Origin of the sequence: uncultured Adlercreutzia sp., from assembly GCF_958431955.1 — a bacterium.
GTDB lineage: Bacteria > Actinomycetota > Coriobacteriia > Coriobacteriales > Eggerthellaceae > Adlercreutzia.
In genome coordinates, this window is the sequence record NZ_CAUASN010000025.1 from 1 (window position 1) to 21,257 (window position 21,257).

Sequence of the window (21,257 nt, forward strand, 5' to 3'; positions counted from 1 at the left end):
CTCCCGCCCCGGCCTCGACCCCCGTCCCCGCGCCGGCAGCGGAGATCGTGGATCCGACGAGCCCCTCGGCGGCGACCGGCCGCGAGCCCGTCCCCACGCCGTGCGTGACCACGGGCATCGAGGTGGCGCCCCCCAAGAAGCTGGGGCTGTTCGGCCGCTTCCTGAAGCTGCTGTTCGGCTAGAGACCCCGAGGAGGAAGTTGTCCATGCTGGAAACGATCGAGTTCAACCAGAAGAAGCTGCCCAAGGCCGAATACAAGCAGGAGTGGGACGCCCTCATCGAGCGGCTCGTCGTGCTGCAGCAGCAAGCCCATAACGCGGGCGTGGGCCTCGTGGTGCTCTTCGAGGGATGGAACGGCGCCGGCAAGGGCAGCCGCATCTCCGACCTCATGTACCACCTGGACGCCCGCTCCACCGGTGTCTACGTCGGCCTCGACCTCGATCCCGACGAGGCGCGCGAGTTCGCCGGCCGCGAATGGGGCGTGACGGGCTACTACCCCATCATGCAGGATTTTTGGAAGGCTCTCGGCGAGCGCAACTCCATCACCTTCTACGACCGCGGCTGGTACTCGGCGGTCATCCAGCACATGCTCTACAACGCGCCCGCCAAGCTGCTCCTGCCCAAAGACGAGGAGCGCCACTACCTGGACTCCATCTACGACTTCGAGCGCCAGCTGACCGCCGACGGCTACATCGTGGTGAAGTTCTTCATCCACATGACGAAGGAAGCCCAGGTGAAGCGCTTGCGCAGCCTGCACGACGACCCGGCCACCCGCTGGCGCGTCACCGACAAGAAGCTGCACAGCCACCACGGCTACGAGGCCGCCTACGAGCTGTACGACCGCCTGCTCGAGCGCAGCGACTACCCGTTCGCGCCCTGGGTGCTCCTCAACGGCGAGGACAAGCGCCGCACGAACCTCGCCATCGCCCGCACTCTCGTGGAGTCCCTTGAGCAGGGCCTGCGCCAGAAGGAGGCCAACGACGCCCTGCGCGGGGCCTTCTCGGCCCACCAGGCGGAGATGGAGGCCCAGTTCAACCTGGAGGCTCTCGGGGTCACCGATGCCGGCGCATCGGGCCGCGGCATGCTCTCGGGCATGCGGCTGGCCCGGGCGAAGGGGCAGGCCGAGGCCGCCCGCGAGCTGGCGCCCCGCGAGTCGCGCTTCGCCATCGTCGAGGACTACCCGCAGGTCGACCTCATCGACCACAGCCTGGCCATCGACCCGGAGACCTACAAGAAGACGCTGCGGGCCCTCCAGGCGCGCCTCTTCCGCCTGGAGAACATCATGTTTCAGCGCCGCGTGCCCCTCATCCTCATGTACGAGGGCTGGGACGCCGCGGGCAAGGGCGGCAACATCAAGCGCGTCGCCCAGGCCCTCGACGCGCGCGCTTACAACATCTACCCGTCGCCGGCGCCCACCAAGCCCGAACTCGCGCACCCGTTTTTATGGCGCTACTGGACGCGGCTGCCCAAGGCGGGGCATGTGGGCATGTACGACCGCAGCTGGTACGGGCGCGTGCTCGTGGAGCGCGTGGAGGGCTTCGCCACCCCCGAGGAGTGGAGCCGCGCCTACGACGAGATCAACGAGTTCGAGCACGATCTGGTGGACTGGGGTGCCATCCTGCTGAAGTTCTGGGTCGACGTGAGTCCCGAGGAGCAGCTGCGCCGCTTCCAGGACCGCGAGAACGACCCGGCCAAGCAGTGGAAGATCACCGAGGACGACTGGCGCAACCGCGAGAAGTACCCGCAGTACAAGGCCGCCATCGACGACATGTTCCGCCTGACGAGCACCACCTTCGCCCCCTGGATCGTGCTGGAATCCGACGACAAGAAGTACGCCCGCATCAAGGCGCTGCGCATCATCGTGCGAGCCCTGGAGGAGCGCCTCGGCGAGGAGCCCTACCGCTAGGCCTTTCCGTTCTCGCCCGCCTACCGCGCCGGAGCTGCGCGGCGGCCGTTTTCCTTGCGAAAGCGGGGCGTTCGGGGTACTATAGGCGCATCATCAGCAAGGAGGCGGGCACGTGAAGGCGGGTCCGTGGTATAGAAGGAGACCGCTATGTCACTGTTCGGATTTGAAGTGCCCATGGAGGCCGTGTGGGTCGTGGTGGCCATCATCGTGCTGGTCATCGTGGTGTTCATCGCCAAGGGCTTCATGGACGAGATGAAGAAGTAACCATCGCGAGGAAGCCCCTTCGGGGGCTTTTTCATTTTGAGCCTAAGGAACGTCCGATGACCGAGCCGATTCCCACCAACGTGCCCCACTACTACCGCGACGGGGAGGGCAACCTCGTCCAGTGCTACTACGATGCCGAGGGTAATATCGCCCAGTGGTCCTACGTGCCGGAGGAGATGGCGCCTGCCAGCCTCCGCCTCGGGGCCGACGCAGCAGCTGCGGGAGCGCCCCCGAGCGGGCCCGAGGCCGCCGCACTCGCGGTGACGCCCGGGGCTGGCGAAGACGAGAAGAAGAAAAAGAAGAAGAAAGGCGGCTGCCTTTGGCGCATCGTGTTCTGGGTGGCGCTTATCGTGTTCATCGGCTCGGTGGCCACATTGGGCTACCTGGCCTGGACCTACTGGGCGGGCCAGAACGCCTACGATGAGATCGCCACGAGCGCCGGACCCGCCGTGGCCGAGCTGGAGGCCGGAGCCGAGGGCGGCTCGGCGGAGAGCATCAACCTGGCCGATCTTGTGGTGGACTGGGATGCCCTGCGCGCCATCAACCCCGACGTGGTGGCCTGGGTGTACGTGCCCGGTACCGTCATCAACTACCCGGTGGCCCACAAGGCGGGCGACTCGGAGTACTACCTGCACCATAACTTCAGCCTGGGGGAGGGCTCCTTCGGCGCCGAGTTCGGCTCCATCATGCTATCGGGCGAGAATGCGGGCGACTTCTCCGACCAGGTGAACATCCTCTACGGGCACCATATGCGCAACGGGTCCATGTTCGCCCTGCTCGCCGAGTTCCGCGACAGCGACATCTTCAACGAGCACCGCACCATCTACCTGCTCACGCCCGCGGGCAACTACCGCCTGGAGACCTTCGCCGTGGAGCACGTGCCCATGACGCACTCCGCCATCGCCACGCCGAACTACGCCACCGAGCAGGAGTTCGTCGATTTCAAGCAGTGGCTGGTGGACGAGTCCATCGTGGCGCCCGACAACGACGTCGCCGCGCTCGTGACCGATGCCACGAAGCTCTTCGGCTTCTGCACCTGCGACGGCGCCGATAACACCTGGCGCTATATCACCTTCGCGGCCCCGCTCGAGTTCGTCCCCATCGACCAGGTGGGCACTGGCGACTACCGCAGCGCCATGACCGTGGAGGACGGCGCCGCCGACGATATCGCCGAGGACGTGCAGGAGCGGGCGGAGTAGCGATCGCGTCGCGTGCCGCGCGCCGCCCGGCTGCGCCCCGGCCTTCGGGACGCTCGCTTCGCCGGAGGCCGCGCGGCGCCGATTCCCGGCGTGCGGGCACGGGTGGCTCCTCTATACTGTAGGCACCGAGGCAACTCTTGGAAAGGAACCCCATGGAAAACCAGAACAGCGTGACCTATGCCCAGGCCGGCGTTGACATCGTGGAGGGCGCCCGCGCGGTGGACGCCATCAAGGACACGGTGCACTCCACCTACCGTCCTGAGGTGGTGGGCGACATCGGCGGCTTCGGGGGGCTGTTCTCCATCGCCGCGGCCAAGGATATGGCCGACCCGCTGCTCGTCTCCGGCACCGACGGCGTGGGCACGAAGCTGAAAGTTGCCCAGCGTCTCGGCGTGCACGATACCGTGGGCATCGACCTGGTGGCCATGTGCGTGAACGACATTCTGGCCACGGGCGCCGAGCCGCTGTTCTTCCTCGACTACGTGGCCGTGGGCAAGCTCGATTCCGAGGCCATGGCGAAGATCGTCGGAGGCATCGGCGAGGGCTGCCGCCAAGCCGGCTGCGCGCTCATCGGCGGCGAGATGGCCGAGCATCCCGGCGTGATGGAGCCGGACGACTACGACCTGTCCGGCTTCTGCGTGGGTGTGGTGGACCGTCCGTGCATGCTCGACCCCGAGAGCGTGCGCGAGGGCGACGTGCTCATCGGCCTGGCGTCCTCGGGCCTGCACTCCAACGGCTACTCGCTCGCCCGCAAGGTGTGCGTGGAGGGCCGCCCCGAAGAGGAGCTTCGCGCAGCCCGCGAGGATTTGGCCGGCCAGAGCATTCTGGAAGCGCTGCTCACGCCCACGCGCATCTACGTGAAGCCGGTGCGCGCCGCGATGGAGCAGGTGCCCGGCGGCATCCGCGCCCTCGCCCACATCACCGGCGGCGGCATCACCGAGAATTTGAACCGCGCTCTGCCGGCCGGCGTGAACGCTGAGGTCGACTTGGGCACGTGGCCCATTCCACCCGTGGTGCGCTTTGCCTGCGAGGCTGCGAACCTCTCAGAGGCCGAGGCTTTGAAGACCTTCAACATGGGCCTGGGCCTGGTGCTCATCGTTGACCCGGAGAAGGCCGAGGCCGTGGAGGCGGCCCTGACCGATGCGGGCGAGCAGACCTTCCGCGTCGGCCGCATCGTCGCTGGCGCGGGCGAGGTACAGTACACGGGCGAGGGCTCTCTGTTCGCGTAGCGTCCGCGCGTTTCGAGCCGAGGGAAGGGACTGGAATGACCGACAAGCTGAAGATCGGCGTGCTGCTCTCCGGCAGCGGCACCAACTTGCAGGCCATTATCGATGCCATTGCGGATGACGGACTGCCCGTGGAGATCGTGCACGTGCTCTCCTCGCGCCCCGATGCCTACGGCATCGAGCGCGCCCGCGCCGCCGGCATCCCCGTGACGGTGTTCGACCGTTCCTGCTACGAGGACCGTGAGGCCGCCGACGGGCGCATCGCCGCCATCATGGCCGAGGCCGGGGCTGAGTACGTTGTCATGGCCGGCTACATGCGCAAGCTCACGCCGGTGGTGCTCGACGCCTTCCCCGATCATGTGCTGAACCTGCACCCGGCCCTGCTGCCCGCCTTCAAGGGGGCGCACGCCATCCAGGATGCGTGGGACGCGGGCGTGAAGGTGACCGGCGTTACTGTGCATCTGGCCAACGAGGACTACGATAAGGGCCCCATCGTGGCCCAGCGCGCCGTGCCTGTGCTGGAGGGCGACGACATCGACGCCCTGGAGGCGCGCATTCACGAGGTTGAGCACGCCATCTACCCCGAGGTGCTGCGCGCCATCGCCGAGGGCCGCATGACCATGGATGATGACCGGAAGATCCATGTTCGATAGGCTCGTCGGATAAGTCGTTTCAGATTTTTGGTCAAAAGAGGCCTCGAGTGCGCTCTGCGGTCGCATTCAAGGCCTCTTTTTCGTGCATTTGATGGCGTAAAAAGGCGCAGAAGGCTCGATCTGGCGGAAAATGAGCGTTATTTTTGCGGCAACGAGCGCACTCGAGGCCCCTTTTGGCCAAAATGCGTATAGTTGCTCTTGAAAATGAGTGAAAGGCCCGAGGAAAGAGGGATGCATGAAACGTGAGACCATTGAGGCTATCGTCGCCGATCTGCGCGCGGGGCGCGTACCGGAGCTGTCGGTGGCGGACTTCCCGGCGTTTTCCGAGGAGGCCACGGCGGGCGATCCGCATATCGGCCCTGAGACGCTGGGCGCCATCGCCGCCACGTTGAGTGAGGCCGACATTCCCACCTTCGAGCGGGCGCTCGCCGCCATGGACGAGGGCGACTTGGCCTGGCTCGGCTTCAAGGTGGTCTACGACGCCGCGGCCGCCCAAGCCAACGTCGACAACGAAGTCACCAAGAAGTACGGCGACGTGGGCTCGGCCGATGGCGAGCCGCTCGTGTTCTTCTGCAACGACGCCAAGGAGATCGTCGCCTCCCGCGAGCTGTCGCCCCGCGACATCTTCCAGGCCAAGGACGTCACACGCGGTCCCTCGATGCACAACGACCAGTTCGACGGCCTCACCTGGGCGAGCGAGCCGCTCTTCGGCAAAGTGCGCGTGTGGCTGCTCGGCGCGTCGGATGCGGCGGTGGAGGTGGCGGCCCTCGCCGAGCACGTGGGCTTCCATGTGATCGCCGTTGACTACGATCCGGCCTTCCTCAACGCCGAGCGCTTCCCGGGCGCCGAGCGCATCATGCTGCACGGCGGCAACTTCGACGAGCTGGCGAACATGCCGGCGCGCCCGGAGGACTACGTGTGCGTGCTCACCCGCGGGCACATGTTCGATCCCGAGAGCTGCGTTTGGGCACTGCAGAACGGCGTGCACTATGTGGGCATGATGGGCTGCGCGGGGAAGAACTCCACGGTGCACGACCTCGTGGTGGGCGCCGGCGTCTCCGAGGCCGATTGGGATCGCGTGAAGCGGCCCATCGGGCTCAAGTTCGGGGCGAAGACCCCGGCGGAGCTGGCCATCGCCATCGTGGCTGAGCTGGTGGACGTGCGCTACCGCGAGCGCTACAGCGACGAGGCCCGCGCGCGCCACGAGAAGAGCCTGGGACGCGAGTAGTCGAGGCGCCTGCTGGGCACTCCCGCTCGGGTAGCCCTCGCGTGCATGGAAGGCGGGCTGCGGGACTCGCTCGGTGGGAGCGCCCCGCATCCTGCGCGCTGCCTTGTTTATCGACAGATAGCGAGCCGTTCCTTCGGGAACGGCTCTTTTTGTGCCATAATGCTCGGGTCAATGGCTCATCGGGCCGCGGTATGCGGTGCGGATGCGCGCGGGCGACGCGGTGTCGCGCGCGGGCATCTTTGCCTTGGGAAATGCGGGTGCGAATCCCGCGCTATGCCAGTAACCGTAAGGTTCTCGGGCGGAAGGCCGGACGGCGGAGCGGAGGCTTCGGCTGTCGCGTCCTCTTCGCGCCGGGGCGAAGTCGGAACACCAAGCCGAGAGGCACGAGCCCTGGAAGAGAAAGGTTTGCCCCATGTACCAGAATGTCGAGAAATCCCTGCGCAAGAAGTTCCTCGCAAGCGCCCTCGCCCTCGCCTTCGCGGCGATGCTGGCCCTGGCCGGGTGCGCCAACGAGACCGCTCCGGCCGACAACGCCGCCGGCGCGGATAACGCCGCGGTGGAGCAGTCTGCTGACGGCGCGAACGCCGCCGACGCGAAGGAGAATGGCGCGGCCGATGCCGCCGAGTCGAAGGTGACCGTGTCGGTAACCATGCCCGAGGGCGCGTCGGCCTCTTCCGAGAGCGCCGAAGTGTCCATTCCCGCCGAGGGCACCGTGTACGACGCGCTCATGGCCACGGGCTGGGACGTCCAGGCCGAGGACAGCGATTACGGCAAGTACGTCACCTCCATCAACGGCATCGCCAACGGTTCTGAAGGCGAAATGAGCGGCTGGGTGTTCACCGTGAACAACGAGCAGGTCATGGAAGGCTGCGACGCCTGCAAGCTGGCCGACGGCGACACCGTCGAGTGGACGTTCTTCGTCTAAGACTCCGTTCGGCCCGAGAGAAGCGCAAGTCCAGGCCCGCGAAATGCCGCCTGTCCCGCGGGGCGGGCGGTCGCGATGCCCCGGCGCTTCCTCGGGCCTTCTTTTCGCTATGAACCCGTTTGGGAGGGACATATTCGCGCGGAGCCACCCGGGGCTTGCCCTGGCCTACTTCACGGGCGTCATCGTCGTGACCATGGTAGTCGCAAGCCCCGTGTTCGCCGGCATATCCCTGGTCGGGGCCGCCCTGGGGTCGCTCGCGGCTCGGGGGCGGGCGGCTCTGCCCGGGCTGGGGGCCTCTCTGGCGCTCGTCGCCTTCGTGGCGGCAGTGAACCCCCTGTTCAACACGGCGGGCAGCACGGTGCTGCTGAACGTAGTTGGCCGTCCCTACACGGCCGAGGCCCTCTTGTTCGGGGCGGTGCTCGGGGCTCAGCTGGCCGCCGCGCTCCTCTGGTTCTCGGCAGCGGGCCGAGCGCTTACCCCGGAGAAGGTCACCTACCTCTTCGGCGGCATTGCCCCGGCGCTGGCCTGCGTGCTCACGCTGGTCGTGCGCCTCGTACCTGCCTATGGGCACCGGGCGCGCGCGGTGGCCGAGGCGCGGGATGCCATCGGCTGCGGCCCTGCCGGGGCGTGCGGTGCGGTGGGCAGGGCGCGGGCCGGGGCGACGGTGCTCGCCGCGCTGACGGCGTGGTCGTTGGAGCAGGGGGTGACCACGGCCGACTCCCTGGCAGCGCGCGGCTTCGGCACGGGCCGCCGCACGCCGTGGGGGCGCTACCGTTTTACGGTTCGCGCGGGAGTCGCCGTTGTCGCGCTGGTTGTCCTGGCGGCCGTCGTGGGCGTAGGACTTGCGGCCGGCGCGGGCTGGGTGCAGCTCCTGCCGCAGTTCGCGCTGCCGGCGGCAAGTCCCCTCGTGGTCGCCGGCTGGGCGGCCTGGGCCGGGCTCGTGATCGCGCCGACGCTCGTCGGCGCGGGGGAGGAGGCGCTATGGCGCTGCTCGCTCTCGACCAGGTGACGTTCGTCTATCCGGACGCGGCGCATCCGGCGCTCGACGGAGTGAGCCTCGTGTTCTCGCCGGGCAGCTACACGGTGCTCGCCGGGCCCTCCGGCTGCGGGAAGACGACGCTTCTGCGCGCGCTCAAGACCCCGCTCGCGCCGGCGGGCCGATGGGAGGGCGCGGTGCTCTGCGACGGCGCGCCCATGGCGGAGGTTTCGCTGCGCGATCAGGCGCGGCGCATCGGCTTCGTCATGCAGGAGCCCGATGCCCAGATCGTCTGCGACTCGGTGGAGGCCGAGCTGGCCTTCGGGTTGGAGAACGTGGGCGCGCCGCGCGAGGTCATCGGGTTGAAAGTGGCGGAGACGGCGAGCTTCTTCGGCATCCAGCCGTGGCTGCACCGCCGGACGGGGGGCCTGTCGGGCGGTCAGAAGCAGCTACTGAACCTGGCGGCCGTGCTGGCGCTCGGGCCGGAGGTGCTCGTGCTGGACGAGCCGACGAGCCAGCTCGACCCTCTGGCGGCCGATGAGTTCCTCGCCGCGGTGTGCCGCGTGAATCGCGAGCTGGGCGTGACGGTGATCATGGCCGAGCATCGGCTGGAGGGGATCCTTTCCGACGCCGATCAGCTCGTCGTGCTCCAAGACGGTCGCGTGGCTGCAGCGGGGGAGCCCCGCGTGGTGGCTGCGCGCCTCGCTGCGGAGAAGTCGCCGATGGCGGCTGCCCTTCCGGCGGCCCTGCGCGTGTGGGCGGCGGTGGATGGCGGCAGCGGCTGCAGCGGCGCCGACGCCGACTTTCTGCCGCCCCTGACGGTGCGCGAGGGACGCGCGGGGCTGGAGACGCGGGAACGCCGCTGTGCTTCGGGCGGGGCGGCTGCATCTGAGGCGGTGCCCAGGGGAGCGAATCTGGCGGCCGCGGCCAGGGCGGTAGCTGCTCTAGCCCCGGGCACCGAGGGCGTCCCGACGGCAAACGGTCCCGTGGCCCTGTGTCTGCGCGATGTGTGGTTCCGCTACGAGCGCGAGGCGCCCGATGTGCTGTGCGGGTTCTCCCTGGAGGTGCGCGCCGGTGCCGTGACAGCGCTCGTCGGGGCGAACGGAGCCGGGAAGTCCACTGCGCTCAGGGCGGCCTGCGGCCTGGCGCGGCCCTACCGTGGCACGGTGGAGGTGCTCGGGCGGAAGCTGCGGCGCGGCGGCGCGCTTGCAGCCGCCGACGGCGCGGTGCTCCTGCCCCAGGATCCCACGCTGCTCTTCTCCCACGAGACGGTGCGCGAGGAGCTGGCCGATATGCTCGTCGGCACCCGCGCCGGAGCGCCTGCGTCCGATGCCGCCCAGTCAGCCGCCCTCGCTCCCTCCGACGGCCAGACGGCCCTGGCCGAGATCGCGGCGCTCTGCGCCATCGAGCCGCTCATGGACGCCCACCCCCTCGATCTATCGGGCGGCGAGCGCCAGCGCGTGGCCCTGGCGAAGGTGCTGCTCGCACGCCCGCGCCTGCTGCTGCTCGACGAGCCGGGCAAGGGGGTCGATGCGGCCTTCAAGGCCGAGCTCGGCGCGCTGCTGCGCCAGGTGGCCGCCCGAGGAGCCGCGGTGCTCATCGCCTCCCACGACCTTGACTTCTGCGCCCGGTGGGCCGACGAGGCGGCGCTCGTCTTCGACGGGGCCGTGGCTGCCGCAGCCCCGCCGCGTGCCCTGTTCGCCCGCGCCGACTTCTACACCACCGCCGCGAGCCGCATAGCCCGGGGCATCATCCCGGATGCGGTGACGGTGGAAGACATCGTGGAAGTCTGCCGCCGAGAAGGGGAGTGATCCCATGTCCAAAAACGCATACCGCCTCGTGCTTGCCGCGTTAGCCGTCCTCGTGCTTGGGGCCACGGCTGTCATCACGGTGCAGCGCGTCAGCCCCTACGTGGCCGCCGTCCTCATCATCGTCTTGGCCATCGTGCCCTTCCTCATCTCCTTCGAGCGAAGCCGGCCCGATGCCCGCGAGGTGGTGCTCATGGCGGTGCTCACGGCCCTGGCCGTGGCCTCCCGGGCCGCCTTCGCCTTTGTGCCGCACTTCAAGCCCATGGCGGGTGTGGTCATGATCGCCGGCATCGCCCTCGGCCCCCGGGCCGGGTTCCTCGTGGGCGTGCTCGCGGCCCTCGCCTCGGGGTTCTTGTTCGGCCAGGGCCCTTGGACGCCGTTTCAGATGCTCGCCTTCGGGGCGGCGGGCGCCGGGGCGGGCCTGCTGGGTGCGTGGGGCGCCCTCCCCCGCGCGAACTTGAGCTTGGCCCAGCGCGTCGGTCTCGCCGCAGGAGGCTTCATCTTCGTCGTGCTCGTGCTCGGGCCGATCCTCGACACGAGCACGCTCTTCCTCATGGCCTCGTCCCTCACGCCGGCCAGCGCCGCCGCGGTGTACCTGGCGGGACTGCCCGTAAACGCCGTCCACGGTGCGGCAACGGCTCTCACGCTGCTTTTGGCCGCCAACCCGCTGCTCGGCCAGATCGCCCGGGTGCGGCGCAAGTACGGGCTGGAATAGCGCGCCGCCCACGCCCGAACGCCCGCCCGCGCGGTGGCGGACGGCTGTCCGCGTGGCGGCGGAACGTCCAACATGGTGGCAACGCGCCGCAGCCCCGGCCTGTCCCTCCGGGCGGCAGGCCTATAATGAACCTACTACGCCCGAGACGAAGGAGTATCCCATGGTCATCCTCGACGCCCCCTATGCGTCCGCACCCCTCATCGACTACCTGGTCGAATCGGCGCATCCGGTGCTTGCCAACGACTTCTCGCGGCAGCTCGTGGCGGAAGGCCGCGATCTGCACCTCGTGGACGATGCCGAGGCCGCGCGCCGCCTGGAGGCCGGCGAGCGCGTGTACACCAACTCCGAGAACGCCCTCGCGTGGATCCTCGATCACGTGGACAATCCCGTGCTCACCGGCGCCATCGCCCTGTTCAAGGATAAGGCGGCCATGCGCGAGAAGCTGGCGGCCCTGAACCCGGGGCTGTTCTACATCACGGTTACCCGCGACGAGCTGGAGGCCGTGAACGTGGCCGACCTGCCCCTGCCGGTGGTGCTGAAGCCGTCGGTGGGCTTCTGCTCCATGGGCGTCTACGTTATTGAGGAGGCCGACGACTGGGCCGAGGCCGTCTCCGACATCGCCCGGCGCGAGGAGGGCTGGCACGAGCGCTACCCCGACAGCGTCGTGGGCGGCGAGACCTACATCATCGAGGGGTTCATCACCGGCACCGAGTGCGCGCTCGATTGCTACTTCGACGAGGAGGGCGCGCCGCACATTCTGAACATCCTGCGTCACGACTTCGCCGATGCCGAGGACACCTCCGACCGCATGTACCTCACCGATGCTGCCATCGTGAAAGCCATGGAGCCGCGCTTTGCCGCCTGGCTTGCCCAGGTGAACGAGGTGGTGGGCGCGCGCAGCATCCCCGTGCACGTGGAGGTGCGCGTCGACGGCGACGTTATTGCGCCCATCGAGTTCAACCCGCTGCGGTTCGCGGGCCTCGGCGGCACCGACGTGGCCTATTTCGGCGTGGGCCTGCGCACCTACGAGGCCTTCCTGGAAAACAAGAAGGTCGATCTCGCGGCGCTGTACACGGGCCATCCCAACTCCGTCTACTCCATGTCGCTTTTGAATCCGGCGCCTGAGGCCGACCTGGCCGCGCCCTTCAACAGCGAGGCGCTTCTGGCCCGCTGCTCGCACGTGCTGTCCTACCACGACTTCGATCCTGAGACCGTGGGCTTCTACGGCTTCCTCTTCCTGGAAACGGGGGCCGACGAGGCCGGCGCCGCCGAGCGCGATTGGCTTCTGCGCAATGACCTTCTGGAGTTCGTCGGCTAGGAGAGAACCGTCTGCCGGCAATTCCCGCAACCTGGCGGAGCTGCGCGCATCGCGCGGCGTTCGCTCTCTGCGGAGAGGGCCTATTTTCCCGCGGCAACCTGGCCCTAACGGGCGGATGACGGCCTGCGAACAAACCCATCGCGAAGGGAAAGGCTCAAGATTTACCCGCCTATGCTGAGGGTGGCGCGGTTCCCCAGTGGCCGCGCACCTCGAAGCAGAAGGCGGGTGATCGCGATGACGCGGAACAACGAAGGAAAGAACGGGCGCGCGCTGCCCCGCCTGGCGGCTGCGGCCTTGGGCGCCCTCATGATAAGCTGCCTCGGGCTGATGGCCGCGCCGACGGCCTTCGCCGAGGAGGTGAACGATCTGCCCGGCACCTACCAGCTGCCGCTGAAGGCGTCCGAAGCGGCGTCGCGCATCGCCGAGGCGCCGTCGTATGCATCCGAGGCGTCGGCGTCGAGCAAGACTGCCGCCCCCGCCGAGACGACCGCCCCCGCCGAGGCTGCCGACCCGGCCGAGGCGACCGCCCCAGCTGAGACGAGTGCCACGACTGGGGCGAGTGCCCCGACCGAGACGAGTGCCACGACTGAGGCGACCGCTCCGACTGAGGCGACCGATCCGGCCAAATCGGCCACGGACTCCGCGACGTCGACCGATGCCCGTGCGGCTGGCGAGACACGGGCGGCTCGTGAGGCCCAGGCAGCCGATTCCAAGGCGACTCCGACGGCCGTAACGCCCGCCACCTTCACGATCTCCGGCATGAAGTTCCTCGAGGGCCGCGCTCTCGAGGCCGGCGAGTTCACCTTCAAGCTCGCCCCCGCCGGCGCCGCTCAGGTTTCCGCGCGCTCCGATCTGCCTCGGAAGCTGCGGCCGCCCAGCACGCTCACCGATGCGGAGAAATACGAGCTCGTGGCCCATGGCGACCTGGTCTACTACCCCTCGGCGCTCCAGCCGATGCCCGCCTCCGATACCACCCAGAACAACGCCGACGGCCAGGTGTCCTTCGGGCCTCTCACCTTCGACCTGTCGTGCCTCGGCGAGACGAGCACCCAACGCCACCAGGGCACGGTGTTCTGCTACACCGTGGCCGAGGAGCCGCCGCGCAACGCCGACGGCACGCTCGCCGACGGCGTGACGAAAGACGAGCGCGGCCGCTGCGTGTACCAGGGCGTCACCTACGACGACAGCGTGAAGCGCATCTACATCTACGCCTACGAGACCGGCGACGATTCCGGCAACCCCGAAATCGAGATCATTCCCTTAGGCGACGCCACGTTCGACGCGCATCCGGCCAAGGCTGGCGCCGGCCTTGGTGCCGGTTTCCTCAACGTCTTCAACGGGGCGGTGCTCGAGTCCTATGACGGTGCCGTGTACTTGGCCGACGAGCCCATCACCGCCGGCGAGTTCAACTTCGAGGTGCGGGAAGTGGCCGAGGACGGCACCATCCTCGACGACCTGTCGGTACCCTGCGAGGCCGCCGAGAACGGCTCCGAGGGCGCGGGCGTCCACCTCATCACCGATGAGATCTACGGCGAGCCCGGACGGTTCTTCTACACCGTGCGCCAAACCGCGGCCGCCCGCACCGACGGCAGCGACATCGTGCTCGACGAGAGCAGCTACGTCATCACGGTGGAGGTGACCCAGGGCGCCGACGACGACCTCCAAGCCGCCATCACCTACGTGCGCAAGAAGCCGGCTGGCAGCGATCAATGGGTGGATGTGGCCCTCGATACGCAGCCGAGCCCCGTCACCTGGGAGAACCGTGTGAAAAGCCCCGACGAGCCCGATAACCCCGATAACCCCGACAGCCCCGGCGAGTCGGGTTCGGGCAGCGGATCGGCCACCACGCCCGGCGGGGATACAGGCGCCGCGACGAGGCCGGATGAGCCCGGCGACGACGCGGGCGGCACGACGAAGCCGGATGCGGGCCAGAGCCCCGATGCGACCGAGCCCGATGACGGCGCCCATGCCGACAATCCGACGGGCGCCTCGAAGCCCGAGAGTGGAACGTCGGCCGAGAGCAGCTCGTCCCAGGGCGGGTCGAGCGCAAGCTCCTCGGCCCCCGATAAGGGCACCGGCGCCTCCTCCAACGATTCGGCCTCCGCAGCTGCTGCCTCGGGTGCCGCGACGGCGAAATCTACCGTCAAGCCCTCTGGAGCCTTCGCGCAGACGGGCGACGATCTGGGCGTGCCAATGCTGATCGCATTCCTCATCGTTATGGCGAGCGGCGTGGTTTTGGCCATAGTGAGCCGCCGCCGCACGCCGCGCTCCTAAGCGATAGCGCCCATCGGGCGTATGATCTGAAGACGAGTCTTTTCCCTATATATACGGGTAAGGCTCGTCTTCTCCGCTATTCTTCCAAAACCGAATTTATTTTCCCGAATACCATTGACCGCCAGGTCAAACGTCGCCATTATTCCCCCTCAAACTAAACCGCCCGCATCGAAGGGCCTCGACTTGCACGCAGGAGTCGGGCTGGGGAAAGGAGCACTGAGCGGTGGGAGAGAAGATGGAGCGGATCCTCGGCGAGAGGATCTGGGGTCGCGGGCTCTTGTCCGCGATACTGGCCGTTGCGCTCGCGGCGCCCCTGGCGGCGCTGCCCGCTTTCGCGGCCGACGACGGGGAAGCTCCCGCGGTGGCGCTGACCGTATCCGGCGTCGACCAGCTGGAGCCCACGGCGGAGCGCTGGGAGCTTCTGCGCCTCGACAACTACGCTGGCGAGGCGCTCTACCTCGACATCGAGCGCACCCAGAACGGCGCGACCGAGAGCCTGGCCGTGCGCCAGAAGTACACGCCGGGCTCCGAGGAAGAGGCCGACGGGGCCGAGGTGGCCCGCATCGTGGCCCTGGATATGGCCGCGGCCGTCGGCGGCGACGGCACCCCGGCCGGGCAGTTCGGCGCCATCGAGGAGCGGCCGTCCTACACCATGCGGGTGCACGACGCCCAGCGCGGCGGCACGGTGCTCTACGAGGGCGCGGTGTATCCGGTGTACGCGCAGCTGCGCGAAGAGGGCGCGGCGACAACCTACCGCCTGATGGGCATCCGCACGGCGAGCGCCGACGAGCTGGCATCTCCCCGCAATTTGGGCGTGGGCGCCACCTACGTGGAGGTGGGCGACGGCACCGCCGCCGCACGGGCGACCTACCGCCTGCAGGTGGGCGCCGCCGTCGACAACACCTTCGACGCCGAGCGCGGCTGCTTCCTGGTGGACTACGAGCGCACCGCCGATGCGGAGGTGACCGGCTCGGTGCGCTACGTGGACCCGGCGGGCAACGTGGTGCGCACCGACACCTACCCGGGCGTGCCCGACGAGGGCGTGGCGGCGACCATCGAGCAGTCTTTCTTCGCCGAGAGCCCCGCGAGCGATGGTGCCGCGGCGTCGATGGGCTACTACCGCGTGATCAGCGGCCTGACCGCCACCGTGCAGCTCACGCCGGCGCGCCCGCACGTGACCGTGCGCGTCATGGAGGTGCCCGCCGCCGATGCGGGAGCCTTCCAGCTGACGGTGCGCTACGAGGACGAGTCCGGCACTCTCCTGTGGGAAGACCAGCTCGACGTGAAAGGCGACGGCTACCAGTACACGCTTCCCACTACCTTCTCCACCCGCCAGCAGTCGGGCGTGAACTTCTACACGTTCTCCGGCGTGGGCGCTCCGGGTGCTTCCGGGGATGTGGCCCGCCAGACGGCCTGGGCGTGGGGCAACCCGCTCGTGCTGACGAGCTCGGTGCCCGCCACCGCCTTCGGCACCGATGCGGACGGCAAGCGCGTGCTGACGGCCACCTACACCTCCTCGGACGTGACGAAGGAGGCGACCTTCACGCTCGTGGAGGTGGACGGCTCCACCAACACGGTGCTCGGGCGCGTGAGCGAGGTCATCACCCCGGAGCACAGCTTTACCTACGAGCCGGCCCCGCGCGAGGTGGACGGCGTGCGCTACGTGCCGTGGTCGGGGAACGGGGAGCCCATGAGCTACACGTGGGCCGACCTGGCCGAGGGCGTCGACCTGCTCCAGTACGTCTACTACGTGCCCGAGGACTACGTGCCCGGCGGCCCCTACGACATCACCGTGCAGTACCAGAACATCGCCGACGGCACCGTGCTCGCCCGCGAGACGCACACGGTGGATCCGGAGGAGAACCAGTTCGTCGAAATCGCAGGACCCGAGCGCTTTGCGCAGGACGGGGCCGAGTACGTGCGCCTCGCCGGGCAGGAGACGCCGATCCGCCACGGGTACTTCTCGACGGCGCGCACCTACACCATCTACTACCGCGACGTGAACGATGTCATCAACGCCGACACCGTCATCACGCGCACCCAGATCATCGAGACCGAGCGCACGGTCACCGTGCCCGGAGCCCCCGTTGTCACCGTGGCCACGGCGGCTCCGACCGTGCCCGATGCCGACGGCGCGGGCGATGCCGCGACCGGTGCGGCCGACGGCGGGGCTGCCGCCGGGGCCGATGCGGCCGCGCCCGACGCCGGCGTGACCGCGGGCGATGCCACGACCATCATCGATGACGACGAGAACCCGCTCGCCACGTTGGACGGCCAGACGCCGGCCGCCGAGCGCACCATCGCCGACGACGAGAACCCGCTCTCCTCGGGCGTGGAGGGCGCCGAGGCCGAGGGCGATGCGAGCCGGGGGCTGATTGCGGCCGCCGTGGCGGGCACGCTCGTGCTGGCGGCGGTTGCCGCGCTGATCTTGTGGCGCTGCCGACGCAGCGGCGCGAACGGCTCCGGGGAAGACGAGGAAGAGGGACGGATATGACGAAGATGCTGAATAACCAGGCGCTGCGCCGCTTCTTGGCCGTGGCGCTCGCCGTCCTGCTCGCGGCCGCGCTCGTGCCGCAGCTCGCGATCGCCTACGGCGCCGATGGGGCTGCCGACGACGCCACGGCGCTGCCCGTCGACGACGTGGCGGCCGACCTTCCTGCCGACGACGCTGCGGGCACCGACGGGGATGCCGCCGATGCCCCTGCGGCGGGAGACGATACGTCCGATGCCCCGGCGGAAGAAGGGTCTCCCGACGCCGACGGAGCCGCGGCCGACGACGCATCCGACGAGGGCGCGCCGTCCGAGCCCGGAGACGGGGCCGTTGCCGAGGGCGCCTTCGACGGCGACCTGTCCGACGCCGCCGCTCCCGCCGGCCCCGCCGGCACGGCCGAGGGCGGCACGGCGGCCGACGAGCCCGCCCCCGCCGCCGATGCCGACGGCACACCCGGCGCCGACGAGGCCGCCCCGACCGCCCAGGCCGAGGACGGCGACATCGTCAACGCCGCCGAGACGGTGGTGGCGGCCCGCGCCGTCGAGCGACGCAACTACGTCTACGACACCGCCGGCGACTACACGCTCACCATCGACGGGGCCGTTGAGGGCACCATCAAGGTGAGCGGGGGCGCCCGGCTCAGCCTGAACGGGTCGGGCACTCTCACGGGCACCGGCGGCAGCGTCGTTACCGTTACCGGTGCCGGATCCACCCTCAAGCTGAACCATGACGGGGGAAACCTCACCATCACGGGCGGCACCGGCACGCGCGTGAACTCCCCCGGCCGCTACGAGAATCTGAGCGCGCACAACCACCACTACACGGCCGGCGGCGGCATCCTCGTGCAGGTTGACGCCAACAAGAACGGCGGGGCGCTGCTCGATATGCGCGGCGGTACCGTGACGGGCAACACGGCCAACGCCGGCGGCGGCATCTTCATCGACCGCACCTGCTCCTTCCTCATGGACGGCGGCACCGTGACGGGCAACACGGCCAAGCAGTACGAGGGCGGCGGCATCTTCGTGGCCGGCAGCGGCGACGGCCGAGGCAACCCTCACGCCACCATCGTCTCCGGCTCCATCACGGGCAACACCTCGGAGACCACCTTCGCCTGGGGCGGTGGCGGCATCTTCGTGGAGAATTCCGGCACCCTCAAGCTGGAGAGCGCCCTCATCACGGACAACACCGCAGAGGGCCTCGGCGGCGGCGTGTCGGGCTGCCCCCACGCCAAGATCGGCATCGGCGACATCACCGAGGGCGCGGCCATCTACGGCAACACGGCCGAGAAGAAGCGCCAGCCCTCGAACTCGGTGCTGAAGAAGCTCCAGACGAGCTCGACCATTACGCCGGGCAAGAAGATCTGGAGTGGCGATTTGTACGCCTACGGGCACGAGGGCAATCCCTACTCGAGCAAAGAGTTCACCGCCGCTCGCGCCATGGACTTCTACTGCACCAAGGTGAGCTACGTCTTCGGCTACGATCTCGGTCAGACGGGCGAGACGGCCTGGACCGGCTACATGGCCGGTCCCGACGGCGGCCGGGCGGTCTCCATCGCGAAAGGCGAGGCCTTCGTCGTGAATGATGCCTCCCTCGGCCTCACCAGCACGAAGTCGGAGGGCAGCATCGGCGGCCGCTCCATCACCATCTCCGGCAACACCAGCTACACCCACGGGGGCGGCATCGGCTGCAACGGCTCGCTGCTCATCGGCAACCTCGACTCCGCCGAGCGCTACAACCCCTTCGGATTCTCCTTGAGGAAGAGCTACGTGAACTCTGCCGGCGACAAGCTTGATCTTGCCGCGGGGCAGTTCAGCTTCACGCTCTACGAGAAGAACAGCCAGGGCGATTACGTCCCGATGGGCCTTTCGGCTGTGAACGACGACAAGGGCGTCGTGTCCTTCAAGTTCGAGGAGGGCCAAAGCGAGAAGCTCATTCGCGGTCTCGGCGACGGGCAATCGAAGACCATCACGCTGTACGTGAGGGAAGACGAGAAGCGCACGAAGGACGATATTGCCGTTGTGTTCGATGATGCCTACCACGAGGTGAAGATCACCGTGACCAACCACGTGTCCGAGGCGGTGGTGAATCCCGAGAACTCCATCAAGTACACCGTGCATACCCCTGAGGTCACGGCCGTTACCATCGACGGCAAGGCGGCCGACGGCTTCGCCATCGTGAACACCCTCGAGCTGCTCGGCTCTGTCGTCATCGCTGCCGACAAGCACTATCTCGGCACGGAAGGGGCGCCGGCGGGGGCCTTCTCCTTCACCTTGCGCGGCATCCGCGCGCCCGAGAACCTGTCCGACGTGCGCCTGGCCGATCTGGTGCGCGAGGGCGGCAGCGCGGTGGAGAGCGCTGCCGAGAAAGTGACGGACGACGGGGTCTCGGCGCTGGCGCTGACGGCCGTCAACGGGGCGTTCGACGAGAGCGGGGCGGCGAAGGTGACGTTTCCCGAAATCGGCTATACCTGGCAGGGCCAAGGCAATGAGGGCGAGCCTGAAAGCTACTGGTATCTCATCGCCGAGGACAGCGCCGCCGATCCCACGGTGTACGTGCTGCGGGTGGACGTGGCCAAGGCCGACAACGAGTCCCTTTCCGCCACGGTGGCGAAGGTGTACTACGCCGACTCGCTGGATTCCACGGTGCTGCACGAGCTGACCGGCGACGATGCCGTTGTGGCCTTCCACAACACCGACGAGCGCTTCGGTGCCGTGGCGTTCTCGAACTACCGGGTGCGGGCGGCCAGCGGCGAGCCCATGGAGCGCCGCTGCCTCGTGGACCCGAAGATCTTCAAGCAGCTGGAGGGACGTACCCTGAGAGGCGGTGAGTTCAGCTTCCAGCTCGTGCGCGCCACCGACGACTACGAGCCCACGAGCGAGGTCATATCCGAGACGACCAACGACCGCTACGGCATGGTCGACTTCGACGCCGCCGCCAACGTGGCCGGCGAGGGCGAGGAGCCGAGCTGTCTTTTGTTCACGCAGCCGGGTACCTACCGCTACCGCGTCATCGAGGACGCCTCCTTTACGCGCGACCCCTCCATCGACTACAGCGGCGAGGTCATCACCTTCACGGCCGTGGTCGAGGAAGTGGATGGCGCACTTGTGGCCACCGACATGTACTACGGGCGCCTCGTGGACGGCGAGAACGTGCGCGACGACAACTCGATCGATCCCTCGTGGCACCCCACCATCACCAACCAGGCGCGGCCCATGGACCTGGCGGTGCGCAAGACGAGCGAGCTCGACCGCACCCAGGGCCTTGAGGGCGCCACCTACGGCCTGTTCATGGTGAACGACAATGAGCAGGACGACATCCTGCTCGGCAGCGCCACATCCGATGCCGAGGGCTGGATCTACTTCGAAGACGTGAGCCTGGCCGAGGGCAACCGCTACTACTTCAAGGAGCAGGCCGCGCCGGCGGGCCACACGGTGAGCGAGTTCCGCAGCGCCTACTTCCTCGTGGAGCGCGACGCCGCAGCCGAGCTGGGCTACGTGCTGCGCTACGCCGACGCCGCCACGCCCTGGGCGGTCGCGGCCGAGGACAGCGAGGCGGCCGGCGATGCGGCGTCGAGCCCCGCCACCACCGGCAAGGACGGCGCGCTGCTGTTCGTGTACGAGCGGGACGGCGGCGTGTCCGACGAGGCCACCGAGGTGGCGTTCAACAAGCTCGACACCCGCACCCACGAGTGGGTTGAGGGTGCGAAGCTGTCGGTGCGCGAGAAGGAGAGCGGTCGTGTCGTGGCGAGCTGGATCTCGGGCGCGGCGCCTCAGGTGCTCGAGGCGGTGCTGAACGTGGACACGGTGTACGTGCTGCGCGAGGACGAGGCCCCCGAGGGCTACGAGCGCGCCGCCGACGTGGAGTTCTCCATCGATTCCTACGGCAACGTGGAGGTGCTCGCGGGCGCCGAGAACGGCAACGCCGAGCTGAGCGATGCGACCATCACCCTCTACGACACGCGCATTCCCGTGGAAGAGGTGGTGACCGAGAACCGCGAGCGCATCCGCGAGGTGCCCGGCCCGGGCGAGGAGCGCACGGTGACGGAGAAGGCCGACAAGAAGCTGGCCCGCACCGGCGACACCCTGGCTTGGGGCGCTATCGCGCTCGTGGCCGTGGGCAGCGCCGCGCTGGCCCTGGCCGCCGGACGGCGCCGCAAGCGCGGCAACCACTCCAAGTAGGGCCGGCTCGGGCTCTGGGGGCCGCCCCTGCGGCGGGGCCGTGGTCAAGCAATGATGACGGGGCGCGTCGGCTTATCGTCGGCGTGCCCCGTTGTA

Annotated in this window: 14 protein-coding genes; all 14 read left to right on the plus strand. The window is 68.7% G+C overall.

Annotated elements, in window-relative coordinates; genetic code table 11:
- A partial coding sequence (locus Q5064_RS08115; protein WP_302963721.1) for a hypothetical protein occupies positions 1 to 182 on the plus strand: 182 nt, incomplete at its 5' end.
- 23 nt (positions 183 to 205) lie between these two features.
- Complete coding sequence (locus Q5064_RS08120) at positions 206 to 1,906, plus strand: polyphosphate--AMP phosphotransferase (RefSeq protein ID WP_302963723.1); 1,701 nt, start codon at positions 206 to 208, stop codon at positions 1,904 to 1,906.
- 320 nt (positions 1,907 to 2,226) lie between these two features.
- A complete protein-coding gene (locus Q5064_RS08125; RefSeq protein ID WP_302963726.1) occupies positions 2,227 to 3,369 on the plus strand; it encodes a class B sortase in 1,143 nt (380 codons plus the stop codon).
- Between the two features lie 152 nt (positions 3,370 to 3,521).
- A complete protein-coding gene (purM, locus tag Q5064_RS08130) occupies positions 3,522 to 4,598 on the plus strand; it encodes a phosphoribosylformylglycinamidine cyclo-ligase (RefSeq protein ID WP_302963727.1) in 1,077 nt (358 codons plus the stop codon).
- A gap of 35 nt (positions 4,599 to 4,633) precedes the next feature.
- Positions 4,634 to 5,248: a phosphoribosylglycinamide formyltransferase gene (purN, locus tag Q5064_RS08135; RefSeq protein ID WP_302963729.1), complete on the plus strand. Its 615-nt coding sequence runs from the start codon at positions 4,634 to 4,636 to the stop codon at positions 5,246 to 5,248.
- Positions 5,249 to 5,483: 235 nt separating this feature from the next.
- On the plus strand, positions 5,484 to 6,476 hold the full coding sequence (locus tag Q5064_RS08140) for an XdhC family protein (RefSeq protein WP_302963732.1): 993 nt from the start codon (positions 5,484 to 5,486) through the stop codon (positions 6,474 to 6,476).
- Between the two features lie 412 nt (positions 6,477 to 6,888).
- A complete protein-coding gene (locus Q5064_RS08145; RefSeq protein ID WP_302963734.1) occupies positions 6,889 to 7,401 on the plus strand; it encodes a DUF4430 domain-containing protein in 513 nt (170 codons plus the stop codon).
- 109 nt (positions 7,402 to 7,510) lie between these two features.
- Positions 7,511 to 8,410: an energy-coupling factor transporter transmembrane component T gene (locus tag Q5064_RS08150; protein WP_302963736.1), complete on the plus strand. Its 900-nt coding sequence runs from the start codon at positions 7,511 to 7,513 to the stop codon at positions 8,408 to 8,410.
- On the plus strand, positions 8,383 to 10,188 hold the full coding sequence (locus Q5064_RS08155; RefSeq protein WP_302963739.1) for an ABC transporter ATP-binding protein: 1,806 nt from the start codon (positions 8,383 to 8,385) through the stop codon (positions 10,186 to 10,188). Before Q5064_RS08150 ends, Q5064_RS08155 begins: the two co-directional genes overlap by 28 nt.
- A gap of 4 nt (positions 10,189 to 10,192) precedes the next feature.
- Positions 10,193 to 10,900 (plus strand): ECF transporter S component, encoded by a 708-nt coding sequence (locus Q5064_RS08160; protein ID WP_302963741.1) that lies wholly within the window; start codon positions 10,193 to 10,195, stop codon positions 10,898 to 10,900.
- A 160-nt stretch (positions 10,901 to 11,060) separates the two neighbouring features.
- Positions 11,061 to 12,218, plus strand: a complete 1,158-nt coding sequence (locus Q5064_RS08165; RefSeq protein ID WP_302963744.1) for an ATP-grasp domain-containing protein — start codon at positions 11,061 to 11,063, stop codon at positions 12,216 to 12,218.
- A gap of 234 nt (positions 12,219 to 12,452) precedes the next feature.
- Positions 12,453 to 14,492 (plus strand): FctA domain-containing protein, encoded by a 2,040-nt coding sequence (locus Q5064_RS08170; protein WP_302963745.1) that lies wholly within the window; start codon positions 12,453 to 12,455, stop codon positions 14,490 to 14,492.
- A 223-nt stretch (positions 14,493 to 14,715) separates the two neighbouring features.
- The gene (locus Q5064_RS08175) at positions 14,716 to 16,986 is read left to right on the plus strand and encodes a hypothetical protein (protein WP_302963747.1); all 2,271 of its coding nucleotides are present in this window, start codon (positions 14,716 to 14,718) and stop codon (positions 16,984 to 16,986) included.
- On the plus strand, positions 16,983 to 21,161 hold the full coding sequence (locus Q5064_RS08180) for an FctA domain-containing protein (protein ID WP_302963750.1): 4,179 nt from the start codon (positions 16,983 to 16,985) through the stop codon (positions 21,159 to 21,161). The genes Q5064_RS08175 and Q5064_RS08180 overlap by 4 nt, the downstream gene beginning before the upstream one ends.
- The last annotated feature ends 96 nt before the right edge of the window (positions 21,162 to 21,257 follow it).

Excerpts from the sequence above, each read along its gene's own strand:
- Q5064_RS08120 (WP_302963723.1), top strand. The coding sequence starts at position 206 with ATGCTGGAAACGATCGAGTTCAACCAGAAGAAGCTGCCCAAGGCCGAA.
- Q5064_RS08125 (WP_302963726.1), top strand. The coding sequence starts at position 2,227 with ATGACCGAGCCGATTCCCACCAACGTGCCCCACTACTACCGCGACGGG.
- purM (WP_302963727.1), top strand. The coding sequence starts at position 3,522 with ATGGAAAACCAGAACAGCGTGACCTATGCCCAGGCCGGCGTTGACATC.
- purN (WP_302963729.1), top strand. The coding sequence starts at position 4,634 with ATGACCGACAAGCTGAAGATCGGCGTGCTGCTCTCCGGCAGCGGCACC.
- Q5064_RS08140 (WP_302963732.1), top strand. The coding sequence starts at position 5,484 with ATGAAACGTGAGACCATTGAGGCTATCGTCGCCGATCTGCGCGCGGGG.
- Q5064_RS08145 (WP_302963734.1), top strand. The coding sequence starts at position 6,889 with ATGTACCAGAATGTCGAGAAATCCCTGCGCAAGAAGTTCCTCGCAAGC.
- Q5064_RS08150 (WP_302963736.1), top strand. The coding sequence starts at position 7,511 with ATGAACCCGTTTGGGAGGGACATATTCGCGCGGAGCCACCCGGGGCTT.
- Q5064_RS08155 (WP_302963739.1), top strand. The coding sequence starts at position 8,383 with ATGGCGCTGCTCGCTCTCGACCAGGTGACGTTCGTCTATCCGGACGCG.
- Q5064_RS08160 (WP_302963741.1), top strand. The coding sequence starts at position 10,193 with ATGTCCAAAAACGCATACCGCCTCGTGCTTGCCGCGTTAGCCGTCCTC.
- Q5064_RS08165 (WP_302963744.1), top strand. The coding sequence starts at position 11,061 with ATGGTCATCCTCGACGCCCCCTATGCGTCCGCACCCCTCATCGACTAC.
- Q5064_RS08170 (WP_302963745.1), top strand. The coding sequence starts at position 12,453 with ATGACGCGGAACAACGAAGGAAAGAACGGGCGCGCGCTGCCCCGCCTG.
- Q5064_RS08180 (WP_302963750.1), top strand. The coding sequence starts at position 16,983 with ATGACGAAGATGCTGAATAACCAGGCGCTGCGCCGCTTCTTGGCCGTG.